This is a genomic window from Streptomyces sp. XD-27, from assembly GCF_030553055.1.
GTDB lineage: Bacteria > Actinomycetota > Actinomycetes > Streptomycetales > Streptomycetaceae > Streptomyces.
Genome location: NZ_CP130713.1, coordinates 5,944,537 through 5,957,491, shown reverse-complemented (window position 1 = coordinate 5,957,491; position 12,955 = coordinate 5,944,537). Strand labels below are relative to the sequence as shown.

The window sequence follows — 12,955 nt, the reverse complement described above, 5'->3', positions numbered from 1 at the left end:
GTGGGGCCTCGTCGTGTCCCCGCCACTGCTTGGCGGCAACATCAGAAACCGTACACGCAACGGCCGGGGCCGATCGACGGGATTTCCCCCGCCGACCGGCCCCGACCGACGCTGCACGGATCAGCCGCGAGGCTTCTCCCGCATCTCGTAGGTGGCGATGACGTCGTCGACCTTGATGTCGTTGAAGTTTCCGAGGTTGATACCGCCCTCGAAGCCTTCGCGGATCTCGGTGACGTCGTCCTTGAAGCGACGCAGGCCCTCGATGTTGAGGTTCTCCGCGATGACCTTGCCGTCGCGGATGAGGCGCGCCTTGGTGTTCCGCTTGACCTCGCCGGAGCGGATGATGACACCCGCGATGTTGCCCAGCTTGGACGAGCGGAAGACCTCGCGGATCTCCGCCGTACCGAGCTCGACCTCTTCGTACTCCGGCTTGAGCATGCCCTTCAGGGCCGCCTCGATCTCCTCGATCACCTGGTAGATGACCGAGTAGTAGCGGACGTCCACGCCCTCGCGCTCGGCCATCTGCGTGGCACGCCCCTCGGCGCGCACGTTGAAGCCGATGACGATGGCGTCGGAGCCGGTCGCCAGGTCGATGTCGGTCTCGGTGACCGCACCCACACCGCGGTGCAGGACGCGCAGGTCGACCTCGTCGCCGACGTCGAGCTGGAGCAGCGAGGACTCCAGGGCCTCGACCGAACCGGACGCGTCGCCCTTGATGATGAGGTTGAGCTGCTGCACCTCGCCGGCCTTGAGCACCTTGTCGAGGTCTTCGAGGGAGACCCGGCGGGTGCGCTTGGCGAACGCGGCATTGCGCTCGCGCGCGGCGCGCTTCTCGGCGATCTGGCGGGCGGTGCGGTCCTCGTCGACGACGAGGAAGTTGTCGCCCGCGCCCGGCACGTTGGTCAGACCGAGCACCAGGACCGGGGTCGACGGACCCGCCTCTTCGAGGTGGTTGCCGTTGTCGTCGAGCATCGCCCGGACACGGCCGTACGCGTCACCGGCGACCATGGTGTCGCCGACCCGCAGGGTGCCGCGCTGGACGAGCACGGTGGCCACGGCGCCGCGGCCGCGGTCGAGGTGGGCCTCGATCGCGATGCCCTGCGCGTCCTGCTCGGCGTTGGCCCGCAGGTCGAGCGAGGCGTCGGCGGTGAGGACCACGGCCTCCAGCAGGCTGTCGATGTGCAGGCCCTGCTTGGCGGAGATGTCGACGAACATGGTGTCGCCGCCGTACTCCTCGGCCACCAGGCCGAACTCGGTCAGCTGACCGCGCACCTTGGTCGGGTCCGCGCCCTCGACGTCGATCTTGTTGACCGCGACCACGATCGGCACGTCGGCCGCCTTGGCGTGGTTCAGCGCCTCGATCGTCTGGGGCATCACACCGTCGTTGGCCGCCACCACGAGGATCGCGATGTCGGTCGACTTGGCACCGCGGGCACGCATGGCGGTGAACGCCTCGTGACCCGGGGTGTCGATGAAGGTGATCTTGCGCTCTTCGTCGTTGACCTCGGTCGAGACCTGGTAGGCACCGATGTGCTGGGTGATGCCGCCGGCCTCGCCCGCGATGACGTTCGTCTTGCGGATCGCGTCCAGCAGTCGCGTCTTACCGTGGTCGACGTGACCCATGACGGTCACGACCGGCGGACGCGCGACGAGCATCTCCTCGCCGCCCTCGTTCTCGCCGAACTCGATGTCGAAGGACTCGAGAAGCTCGCGGTCCTCCTCCTCCGGGCTGACGATCTCGACGTTGTAGTTCATCTCGTCGGCGAGCAGCTGCAGCGTCTCGTCGGAGACGGACTGGGTCGCGGTGACCATCTCGCCCAGGTTGAACATCACCTGGACCAGCGACGCCGGGTTGGCGTTGATCTTCTCCGCGAAGTCGGTGAGGGACGCACCACGCGACAGCCGGACGGTCTCGCCCTTGCCGCGCGGCAGCATCACGCCGCCGATGGACGGGGCCTGCATGGCCTCGTACTCCTGGCGCCGCTGCCGCTTCGACTTGCGGCCACGACGCGCCGGACCGCCGGGACGGCCGAACGCGCCCTGCGTACCACCACGGCCACCGGGACCACCCGGACGTCCGCCGAAGCCGGGACGACCGCCGAAGCCGCCGCCACCGCCGCCGCCACCGGGGCCGCCGCCACCGGGACGACCGGCGAAGCCGCCGCCGCCACCGGGACGACCGCCGCCGCCGGGACCTGCCGGACGGCCGGCGAAGCCGCCGCCGCCCGGACGACCGCCGCCGCCGGGACGACCGGCACCGCCGGGACCGCGGCCGCCGCCACCGGGACCGGGGCGCGGGCCGGCAGCCGGACGCTGCGGCATCATGCCCGGGTTCGGACGCGGGCCGCCGGGGCCGCCACCGGGACGGGGACCGCCGGGACCACCCTGCGGACGGGGCATACCGCCCGGGGTCGGACGGGCGCCGCCGGGACCCTGCGGTCGGGGACCGCCCTGGGCGCCCTGCGGACGCGGGGCACCGGGGCCACCCTGGCCGCCGGGGCGCGGCGCGCCGCCGGGACGGGGCGCCTGCGGGCGCGCCATGCCGGTGGAGCCGCCGGAGGTGAAGGGGTTGTTACCGGGACGCGGACCGGCCGGGCGGGCACCGGGGCGCGGGGCACCCTGGCCGCCGGGACGCGGAGCGCGCTCACGGCCGCCGGGACCACCCTGGTCACGGCCGCCGGGGGCACCACCGGGACGGGCGCCGGGGCGCGGGCCGGGGGCGCCGGGCTTGGCGGGGCCGGCACTGGGCCGGGCCGCGGCGGGCTTGGGAGCCGAGGGCGCCGCCGGCGGGGCGGTGAACTCGGGCTGAGCCGGCGCCGGGGCGGCCGGAGCCGGCTTCGGGCCGGGCATCGGCGCCTTGGGGCCGGGCGTCGGACGCGGGCCCGGGGCGGGCGCCGCGGCGGGAGTGCCGCCCTGAGGGGCCTCGGCAGCGGCCGGCTTGGGGCCGGGCGCCGGAGGCTTGGGGGCGGCGGGACGGTCCCCCACTGCCTTGGCGGCAGGGGAGGTGCCCCCAGCCTGCGCCGGGGACGGCGCGGCGGAAGGCTTTGCGGGCGACGCCTTGCGCGGCGCCGCGGGCTTGCCAGCGGCGCGGCCGGAACCACTGCCCTGCTGGAAAGCGTCAGTCAACTTGCGAACAACCGGCGCCTCGATCGTCGAGGACGCCGAACGTACAAATTCACCGAGTTCTTGGAGCTTGGCCATGACGACCTTGCTCTCTACTCCGAACTCCTTGGCGAGTTCGTATACCCGGACCTTAGCCACTTCGCTCCTTTTAGGTCCGGGTTCCGCCGGACCGTCGCTACTTCATGGGCGTACTCATCGCGTACTCATCGAGTGCTCATCGCAATCTCGACCTACTTCCGACTCGCGAGGTACCTGACCGCACGGTGTCCCGTGCCGTTCTCTTCTTACGGTGCTGCCTGCTCGACGTACCGGCGCAAGGCCGCGGCATCGGGCGTTCCCCTGCCCCGGAAGGCCCGGGAGAACGCCCGGCGGCGTACCGCCAGGTCGATACAGGCGGGGTCAGGATGCACATACGCACCCCGACCGGGCAGCGTACCGCGATCATCGGGGACCACGTCGTCCCCGACCACCGCCATACGCAGCAGATCTTGTTTGGCCGCCCGCTCCCGGCACCCGATGCAGGTGCGCTCCGGGCATGCAGGGACGTACGTCCGGCCAGACACTGATAAGTCTACCTCCCCGCGCCAAGCTCACCCCTACGGGTTATTCGACGCACGGTTGTTCTTCGGTTACCGTCCGCCGGTCGCCGGTCACCGTGCCCGGTGACCGGCGCCGGGCTGGTTACGCGGGCTGCTCGGTGTCCGGGCGGATGTCGATCCGCCACCCGGTGAGCCGGGCGGCGAGCCGGGCGTTCTGCCCTTCCTTGCCGATGGCGAGCGACAGCTGGTAGTCGGGCACGGTCACCCGGGCGGAGCGGGCGGCCAGGTCCACGATCTCGACCTTGCTCACCCGGGCCGGGGACAGCGCGTGCGCCACCAGGTCGGCCGGGTCGTCCGACCAGTCCACGATGTCGATCTTCTCGCCGTGCAGCTCGGCCATGACGGCACGCACCCGGCCGCCCATCGGGCCGATGCAGGCACCCTTGGCGTTCAGACCCGAACGGGTGGACCGCACGGCGATCTTGGTGCGGTGACCGGCCTCGCGGGCGATCGCGGCGATCTCCACCGAGCCGTCCGCGATCTCCGGGACCTCCATCGCGAAGAGCTTCTTCACCAGATTGGGGTGGGTCCGCGACAGGGTCACCGACGGGCCGCGCACGCCCTTGACCACCCGAACGACGTAACACCGCAGACGCGTGCCGTGGCTGTAGTCCTCGCCCGGCACCTGCTCCTGCACCGGCAGGATCGCCTCCAGCTTGCCGATGTCGACGAGGACGTTCTTGGGGTCCTTGCCCTGCTGGACGATGCCCGAGACGACATCGCCCTCACGTCCCGCGTACTCGCCGAAGGTGATCTCCTCCTCGGCGTCGCGCAGCCGCTGCAGAATGACCTGCTTCGCGGTCATCGCCGCGATCCGGCCGAAACCGGACGGGGTGTCGTCGAACTCCCGCGGCTCCTCGCCCTCCGGCAGGTCCGCGAGGTCCTCCGGGTTCTCCTTCGCCCACACCGTGACATGGCCGGTGTTGCGGTCCAGCTCCACCCGGGCCCGCCGGCGGCTTCCCTCGGTGCGGTGGTAGGCGATGAGGAGGGCCGACTCGATCGCCTCGACCAGCAGGTCGAACGAGATCTCCTTCTCCCGCACCAGACCCCGCAGGGCACTCATGTCGATGTCCACGGCTACGCCTCCTCCTTGCTCTCGTCGTTCATGCTCTCGCCGCCCTGCTCGGCGGCCTCGTCCTTCTCGGCGGCCTTGCGGCTGAACTCGATCTCCACCCGCGCCTTGGAGATCTCGGTGAAGGCCAGTCGGCGGGCGGTGGGCTTGCGGCCCTTCACGCCCGGCACCTCCAGGTCCACGCCCTCGTCGTCCACGGCGACCACCCGGGCCACCAGCTCGCCGCCCTCGGCGAGCTGGGCCTTGATGAGCCTGCCGATGGCGCGGCGGTAGTGCCGCTGCTCGGTCAGGGGGCGGTCCGCGCCGGGCGAGGTGACCTCCAGCACATACGGGGTGGCTCCCATGGCGTCCGAGGCGTCGAGCGCCTCGGAGACCGCCCGGCTCAGCTCCGCACACGCATCCAGCTGCACGCCGTCGTCGGAGTCCACCACGATCCGCAGCACGCGCCGCTTCCCGGCGGGGGTCAGCTCGACCTCTTCCAGATCCAGGTCTCGCGCGCTGACCAGCGGTTCCAGCAGTCCGCGCAGCCTTTCGCTCTGGGTGGTGCTCATCCGGGTGACTCCTCGGCCGCGTGTGCTGTTGTGGGAAGGTCGCGTGTCGGTCAAAGCCTATCCGCTCCGGTGGGCGGCTGACGATTCGGCTGCTCGCGTCGGCTCGCGGGCGGTTGCGGCGGGGGCGCCACGGCGGGCGCGGCCGTCATGGGTACGCTCGCCTGCGGTGATCGTTCCGCCCCGGGCGCTCCCGTTCGACGCCCGGCGACCCCGGCGCCGTACGCGGGACGCCCACCAGGACGTCAGGAAAGAGGACCGTGCCGCCCACCACCCATCAGCGGGACACCGACCGCCCGCACAGACGAGACCTGCTGCTGGCCGGTGGGGCGGCCGGTGCCGCCTTCCTGCTGGCCGGATGCTCAGGCGCCGCGGGAACGGAGTCCGACCGGGCCGGCCGGTCCGCGGCCGCCGACCGGCTGCGGGCGCGCGCCGAGCGGGACAGCCTGGTGCTGCTGGCCCGGTACGACGCGACCTCGGCGGCCCATCCGGCGCTGGCCGAGCGGTTGCGGCCGCTGCGTGCGGAGACCGCGCGGCACGCGCAGGCGTTCGCGGGCTCCGGCGGCGGCGCGCCGTCCCACTCCCCGCCCCGCCTCGGGGTCGCGCCGCCTCGCCAAACCCCGTCGCCTCCCCGGGCGGTGACACACCGGCACCCCGGCCCGACGCGTCCGCGGCGCCTGGCGCGATCGAGACACCGGGCGTGCCCGGGACGCCGGAGCAGGCCCTCGCCGTCCTGGCGCAGGCCGAGCGGCTCACCGCCGACGCGCGCACCGCCGCCCTGGCCTCCGCCCCCGGGACCTCGCCCGCCTGCTGGCGTCGGTCGCGGCCTGCGGGGCGGCCCACGCGTATCTGCTCACGGAGGACGGCTCATGAGCGCGGTCACGGGACAAGGGAGCCGACGGAGGCGGGACGCGTCGGAGGCGGAGGTACTGAAAGCCGCTCAGGCCGCGCTGGCGGCCGAACACGCGGCGGTCTACGGCTACGGTGTCGTCGGCGGCCGGATCGGGGACGACCGGCTGCGGCAGGCACGCGACACCTACGCCGCGCACCGCGCCCGCCGCGACGCGCTCCAGCGGACCGTGCGGGACCTGGGCGGCACCCCGGTCGCCGCGGCAGCCGCGTACGCGCTGCCGTTCCCGGTGCCGGACGCGGCCGCCGCCGTGCGGCTGGCCGCCGTGCGGCTGGCCGCCGAGCTGGAGCACCGGGTGGCCGCCGTCTACGCCGACCTCGTCCGGTCCGCCGACGGGACCCTGCGGCGCGAGGCGGCCGCCGCCCTGCGCGAAGCGGCGGTCCGGGCGGTGCGCTGGCGCGGCGGCGGCGTAGCCTTCCCTGGGCTCGCCGAACGCACCGCGCCGGCCGACCCGTCCGCGTCCCCCAGCGGTGCCGCGGGCGCGCTGTGACGCGTGACGCCGCGCCCCGGCCCCCGCTCGGGCCGGACGACGCCCGACGGGAACACGACGGAACGTGACATGACGAGAGGTAAGGGGACGGCTCAGGAATGGCAGCAGGACCGCAGCCCGGCGGCGGGGACACCGTCCGTATCGATCCGCCGCAGCGGCTGCTGCAAGCGCTGAGCAAGGACCCCGACAGCCCGGCCATGGCCTGGCTCGCGAACCTGGCCGCGACCGCCCGGCAGCAGCTCGCCGACTGGGAGTTGACGCCGGAACGGGTCCAGACGCCGGGCGGCCTCGGCAGCCTCGTCGTCCTCGTACGGCAGGCGGACGGCACCCCGGCGGCGCTGAAGTTCCCCGTGCCGGGCCCCGCGGCCGGTCACGAGCGGGAGGCGCTCGGCGCCTGGGACGGCTGGGGCGCGGTGCAGCTGCTGCGCGCCGACCCGGGGACCGGAGCGCTGCTGCTGGAACGGCTGCACAGCGCGGTGTCGCTGCGGTCCCTGCCGGAGGCCAAGGCGCTGCTGGAGGCGGCGGGCACGGTCCGCAAGCTGTGGGTGGAACCGCCGTCCGGGCACGCGTTCCCCACGGTCGCGGAGCTGACGGACGGCAGTGCCGCGACGCTGCGGGCGCTGGGCGCGGGCGGCCTGGCGGCGGAGGCGCGCCCGCTGCTGGACGAGGCTCTGGCGCTGCGTACGGAGCTGGCGGCGAGCGAGCCCGAGCAGGTGCTGCTGCACGGCGACTTCCGGCAGGCGAAGGTGCTGGCCGGGGACCGCGCGCCGTGGCTCGCGGTCGGCCCGGCGCCGGTGGTCGGCGAGCGCGCGTACGACCTGGCGCGGCTGGTGCTCGACCGGTTCGAGGACGTGGCGGCGGGCCCCGGGCCGAGCGGCGTGACCCGCCGCCGGGTCGCCAAGCTGGCGGACTCCCTGGACGTGGACCGCGACCGGCTGCGCGGCTGGGCGCTGTTCCGGGCCGTGGACTCGGGTCTGCGGCAGGTGGCGGCCGGGAACCGCAGGCGCGGCGAACTGCTGCTGGAGTTCGCGGGCTGGCTCTGACGCCTCCCGGCTGGGGGGCCGTGGGGCGCGCGAGCCCGGCGCCGTGGTTGCCCTCTGCGCGGGCGCCTCATGGCGGGGGCGGGGCCTCCCCCAGCGCGGCCGCTGGGGGTGCCCCCACCTCGGTCGGCGAACCTACTGGCCAACCGCGAGGTCGCCGGCAGGATGTTCGCCGCGCTGCGGGGGCACCCCGACGCGCCCCCTCCCGCCGGATCGGCGGCTGACCGCCGGTGGGGCCTGGCCCCCTGACCACACGGCTCCGCCCGGCCACCGGCCGGTAGACGCCTGCGTACGCCGAGGCTCCTCGCCGGAGGCGCACCGCCGGGAGGCGTTTACGCCACCGACACCACGAGGCGGTCCACCGCCTCGTCCACGGTCAGTTCCTCGCGTTCGCCCGTCCGGCGGTCCTTCAGCTCGACGCGGCCGTCCTTCGCACCGCGTCCCACCACCAGGATCGTGGGCACGCCGATCAGTTCGGCGTCGGTGAACTTCACGCCCGGCGAGACGCCCGCCCGGTCGTCCACCAGCGTGCGGACGCCCGCCGCGGCCAGCTTCTCGCCGACCTCCAGGGCGAGTTCGGTCTGCAGCGCCTTGCCCGCCGCCACGACGTGCACGTCGGCCGGGGCGATCTCGCGCGGCCAGCACAGGCCGGACTCGTCATGGGTCTGCTCGGCGAGCGCGGCGACGGCGCGGGAGACGCCGATGCCGTACGAGCCCATGGTGACCCGGACCGGCTTGCCCTCCTGACCGAGCACGTCCAGCTGGAAGGTGTCGGCGTACTTGCGGCCGAGCTGGAAGATGTGGCCGATCTCGATGGCCCGGTCCAGTTCGATGCCCGCGCCGCACTCGGGGCACGGGTCGCCCGGCTCGACCACGACGACGTCCAGGTACTGGTCGACCTCGAAGTCCCGGCCGCAGACGACGTTCCTCGCGTGCGTGTCGGGCTTGTTGGCGCCGGTCACCCAGGCGGTGCCGGGGGCCACCCGGGGGTCGGCGATGTAGCGGAAGGCGGTGCCCGCCAGGCCCTGCGGGCCGACGTAGCCGCGGACGAGGTCGGGCCGGTCGGCGAAGTCCTCCGCCGTCACCAACTCCACGATCGCGGGCGCCAGATGCTCGGCCAGCTTGCCCATGTCGACCTCGCGGTCGCCGGGCACGCCCACGGCCGTGATCTCGCCGTCGACCTTGACCAGCAGGTTCTTCAGGGTGGCGGAGGCCGGGACGCCCAGGTGCTCGGCCAGGGTCGCGATGGTCGGGGTGTCGGGGGTGTCCAGCTCCTCGACGGGGCCGTGCGCGGCGCCCTCGACCGGCGGCACGGTGACCGTGACGGCCTCGGTGTTGGCCGCGTAGTGGCAGTTCGGGCAGTCCACGAAGGTGTCCTCGCCCGCGGCGGCCGGGGCCAGGAACTCCTCCGACGCCGACCCGCCCATCGCGCCCGAGACCGCCGAGACGATGCGGTAGTCCAGGCCGAGGCGGGCGAAGATCCGCTGGTACGCCTCGCGGTGCAGCCGGTAGGACTCGGCCAGCCCCTCGTCGGTGGTGTCGAAGGAGTACGAGTCCTTCATCTGGAACTCGCGGCCGCGCAGCACGCCGGAGCGGGGCCGCGCCTCGTCCCGGTACTTCGTCTGGATCTGGTAGAGGATCACCGGCAGGTCCTTGTAGGACGTGCACTGGTCCTTGACCGTCTGGGTGAAGATCTCCTCGTGCGTGGGGCCGAGGAGGTAGTCCGCGCCCTTGCGGTCCTTGAGCCGGAACAGCAGGTCGCCGTACTCGTCCCAGCGGCCGCTGGCCTCGTACGCCTCGCGCGGCAGCAGCGCGGGCAGCAGGACCTCCTGGGCGCCGATGGCGTCCATCTCCTCGCGTACCACCCGGGAGACGTTGTCCAGGACCTTCTTGCCGAGCGGCAGCCAGGTCCACACCCCGGCGGAGGAGCGGCGGACGTAGCCGGCGCGGACCAGCAGCTTGTGGCTCGCGGTCTCGGCGTCGGCCGGGTCGTCGCGCAGCGTCTTCAGCATCATCGTGGACATGCGCTGGGCGTGGACGGCGTGAGCCATGGGACTTCTCCTGCGTACGAAGAGGGGATGGCAGGAGGTTAGCCGTCCTGGCGGGGAACCGGGAAACGCATTGCCCCGGGTGGGGGCGCGCCGGTCAGCGGCGGCGCAGCGGCAGGAGGGCGCCCATCACCGCATACGGGCGGGGCGCACTCGGGCTGCATTCTCCCGGGGGACAACCCCCGGACCCCCGGCAGGCGCCCCATCACCGTCGCCGCAGCGGCAAGACGGCGCCCATCACCGCGTACGGGCGAGGCGCGCTCGGGAACCGCACCCGGCGGGCGAGGTCGTGGTAGCCCAGGGCGCGGTAGAGGCCGCGCGCGGGGCTGTCGGTGTCGATGGCCGAGAGGATGCTGCGCGGCTGCTCGGCGCCGTCGGTGAGGGTGGTGATCAGGGCCCGGCCGATGCCGCGGTTCTGGTAGGCGGGGTGGACGTGCAGTTCGGTGACGACGAAGGAGTCGTCCAGCCAGTCGTCGCACCCGTTGGCGCGCAGATACGGTTCGACGATCGTGGACCACCACTGCGTACGGTCGTTGGGCAGGCCGTAGACGAAGCCGACGAGCCGGCCGGCTCCGGTGGTGGCGCCGAACGCGCGGGCGCCGGGGTTGGTGAGGTGGCGGAGCACGATGTGGCGTCGTACGCCGATCTCCTCGTCCGTGAGACCGAACGCGAGTGCCTGTACGGCCAAGGCGTCGTCCACGCGCGGGGCGAGGTCGAGCGGTCCGACGACGACGTCATCCATGGCGGCACCCTACTGGGCGGACGGCGCTGAACGGATGTTCGGACGGGACGGGGTCGAGGCGGGACGTGCCGTGGTTCGGGCGTCCGAGGCTCGGCGTCCGCGGCGGCGTCAGAACAGCACGCTCATGAACGCGCCGACCTCCTGGAAGCCGACACGGCGGTAGGCGGCGCGGGCCGCGGTGTTGTAGTCGTTGACGTAGAGGCTGACGACGGGGGCGACCTCGCGCAGCGCGTGGTGAAGGACGGCCGCCATCCCGGTCTCCGACAAGCCGCGGCCGCGGTACTCGGGGGCGACCCACACGCCCTGGATCTGGCAGGCGTGCCGGGTGGCCGCGCCGATCTCGGCCTTGAAGACGACCCGGCCGTCCTCGATCCGGGCGAAGGAGCGGCCGGTGCCGACCAGTTCGGCGACGCGGGCCTGGTACAGCAGGCCGCCGTCGCCCGCGAGCGGCGAGACGCCGACCTCCTCGGTGAACATCGCCACGCACGCCGGCATGATCACGTCCATCTCGTCCTTGCGGACGCGGCGCACGAGCGGGTCGGGCGTGATGCCGGCGGGCACGGACGTGGTGACCATGAGGGGCTGGCGGGGGCGGACCTCGCGGGCCGGGCCCCAGCTGGGTTCGAGCAGCGACCACAGCTCCGCGGTGGCGTCGGCGGGGCCGACGATGGAGGAGCAGCGGCGGCCGGAGCGGCGGGCGCGTTCGGCGAAGCCGCGGACGGCCTCGGGGGTGGCGCATACGGGGACGAGGTTGGCCCCGGCGTAGCACAGCGATTCGAGCCGCCCGCCGCTGTACCAGCCCCACATCTCGCCGCCGAGCCGCCAGGGGTCGAGGCCCGCGGCCTGCACGCGGGCGGTGACGAAGGCGTTGGAGACCGGGTCGCGGTCGAGGACCGCGAGCGCCGCTTCGAGCTCGGCGGGCTCAAGAACCCTGGTGGTGGTGGTCGTGAGCACGTGTCGGTCTGCCTCACCGTTGCGGGCCTGCGGGCCAGGGGGACTCGATTCCCGCACTGTACCTCGCCACCCCGGCGGGTGACCTCCCGCCGGGATGTGCGGTCCTGAGGGCGGTCGCCGTGGGCCTCGGGCCGGGGGCTGGGCCCCTGCCGCAATGTGGCGGGGGCTGGGCCCCTGCCACACGGTGGCGCCGGTGGCGCGGTCAGCCGACGCTGACCTCGGGCTCGCCGGAGGCGATGCCGTCCTTCTCCATCTGTTCGGCGATCTTCATGGCCTCTTCGATGAGGGTCTCCACGATCTTCGACTCCGGCACGGTCTTGATCACCTCGCCCTTGACGAAGATCTGCCCCTTGCCGTTGCCCGAGGCCACGCCCAGGTCGGCCTCGCGCGCTTCGCCCGGACCGTTGACCACACAGCCCATGACCGCGACCCGCAGCGGCACCTCAAGACCGTCCAGCCCCGCCGTCACCTGGTCCGCCAGCTTGTACACATCGACCTGGGCACGGCCGCAGGACGGGCACGAGACGATCTCCAGCCGGCGCTGCCGCAGGTTCAGCGACTCCAGGATCTGGATGCCGACCTTGACCTCCTCGGCGGGCGGGGCGGACAGCGAGACGCGGATGGTGTCGCCGATCCCCTCGCTCAGCAGCGCGCCGAACGCGACGGCCGACTTGATCGTCCCCTGGAACGCCGGGCCCGCCTCGGTCACGCCGAGGTGCAGCGGGTAGTCGCACTGGGCGGCGAGCTGCCGGTAGGCGTTGACCATGACCACCGGGTCGTTGTGCTTCACCGAGATCTTGATGTCGCGGAAGCCGTGCTCCTCGAACAGCGAGCACTCCCACAGGGCCGACTCGACCAGCGCCTCCGGCGTCGCCTTCCCGTACTTCGCCAGCAACCGCTTGTCCAGCGACCCCGCGTTCACCCCGATGCGGATCGGCACCCCGGCGTCCGAGGCCGCCTTCGCGATCTCCTTCACCTTGTCGTCGAACTGCCGGATGTTCCCGGGGTTCACGCGCACCGCCGCGCACCCGGCGTCGATCGCCGCGAACACGTACTTCGGCTGGAAGTGGATGTCCGCGATCACCGGAATCTGCGACTTCTTCGCGATCACCGGCAGCGCGTCCGCGTCGTCCTGCGACGGGCACGCCACCCGCACGATCTGGCACCCCGATGCCGTCAGCTCCGCGATCTGCTGGAGCGTCGCGCCGATGTCCGCCGTCACCGTCGTCGTCATCGACTGCACCGACACGGGCGCGTCGCCGCCGACCGCGACCGACCCGACCTGGATCTTGCGGCTGACCCGGCGGTCGGCGAGCTTGGCCGGTACGGACGGCATTCCGAGCGAGATGGCAGTCATCTGGCGAGCAACCCCAAGGTTTGGATCATGGTCCTGTCCCGCCCGGGATCGGCGGGCTCTCAGGGCTTCGAG

The 12,955-nt window shown here is 73.3% G+C and carries 10 protein-coding genes; 2 read left to right on the top strand and 8 right to left on the bottom strand.

The window, feature by feature from the left end:
• Positions 1-120 precede the first annotated feature (120 nt).
• The 4 genes from infB to rimP form a co-directional block, all read right to left on the bottom strand.
• The gene (gene infB, locus Q3Y56_RS26045) at positions 121-3,261 is read right to left on the bottom strand and encodes a translation initiation factor IF-2 (RefSeq protein ID WP_304464244.1); all 3,141 of its coding nucleotides are present in this window, start codon (positions 3,259-3,261) and stop codon (positions 121-123) included.
• Between the two features lie 146 nt (positions 3,262-3,407).
• Positions 3,408-3,686: a YlxR family protein gene (locus Q3Y56_RS26040; protein ID WP_304464243.1), complete on the bottom strand. Its 279-nt coding sequence runs from the start codon at positions 3,684-3,686 to the stop codon at positions 3,408-3,410.
• A 118-nt stretch (positions 3,687-3,804) separates the two neighbouring features.
• Positions 3,805-4,797: a transcription termination factor NusA gene (nusA, locus tag Q3Y56_RS26035; RefSeq protein WP_304464242.1), complete on the bottom strand. Its 993-nt coding sequence runs from the start codon at positions 4,795-4,797 to the stop codon at positions 3,805-3,807.
• A gap of 2 nt (positions 4,798-4,799) precedes the next feature.
• Positions 4,800-5,345: a ribosome maturation factor RimP gene (gene rimP / locus Q3Y56_RS26030; protein ID WP_304464241.1), complete on the bottom strand. Its 546-nt coding sequence runs from the start codon at positions 5,343-5,345 to the stop codon at positions 4,800-4,802.
• Between the two features lie 866 nt (positions 5,346-6,211).
• Here rimP and Q3Y56_RS26020 point away from each other — a divergent pair.
• Together Q3Y56_RS26020 and Q3Y56_RS26015 are read left to right on the top strand one after the other, a co-directional pair.
• Positions 6,212-6,742: a ferritin-like domain-containing protein gene (locus tag Q3Y56_RS26020; protein ID WP_304464240.1), complete on the top strand. Its 531-nt coding sequence runs from the start codon at positions 6,212-6,214 to the stop codon at positions 6,740-6,742.
• Positions 6,743-6,840: 98 nt separating this feature from the next.
• Positions 6,841-7,785: an aminoglycoside phosphotransferase family protein gene (locus Q3Y56_RS26015; protein ID WP_304464239.1), complete on the top strand. Its 945-nt coding sequence runs from the start codon at positions 6,841-6,843 to the stop codon at positions 7,783-7,785.
• Positions 7,786-8,114: 329 nt separating this feature from the next.
• Here Q3Y56_RS26015 and Q3Y56_RS26010 read toward each other — a convergent pair whose 3' ends face one another.
• From Q3Y56_RS26010 to ispG, 4 genes are all read right to left on the bottom strand, one after another.
• Positions 8,115-9,833, bottom strand: a complete 1,719-nt coding sequence (locus Q3Y56_RS26010; RefSeq protein WP_304464238.1) for a proline--tRNA ligase — start codon at positions 9,831-9,833, stop codon at positions 8,115-8,117.
• 202 nt (positions 9,834-10,035) lie between these two features.
• Positions 10,036-10,572 (bottom strand): N-acetyltransferase, encoded by a 537-nt coding sequence (locus tag Q3Y56_RS26005; protein WP_304464237.1) that lies wholly within the window; start codon positions 10,570-10,572, stop codon positions 10,036-10,038.
• A 108-nt stretch (positions 10,573-10,680) separates the two neighbouring features.
• Positions 10,681-11,526: a GNAT family N-acetyltransferase gene (locus Q3Y56_RS26000; RefSeq protein ID WP_304464236.1), complete on the bottom strand. Its 846-nt coding sequence runs from the start codon at positions 11,524-11,526 to the stop codon at positions 10,681-10,683.
• Positions 11,527-11,728: 202 nt separating this feature from the next.
• Positions 11,729-12,883 carry a flavodoxin-dependent (E)-4-hydroxy-3-methylbut-2-enyl-diphosphate synthase gene (gene ispG / locus Q3Y56_RS25995; protein ID WP_304464235.1) on the bottom strand — a complete coding sequence of 385 codons (1,155 nt, stop codon included), beginning with the start codon at positions 12,881-12,883 and terminating at the stop codon, positions 11,729-11,731.
• Between the last annotated feature and the right edge of the window lie 72 nt (positions 12,884-12,955).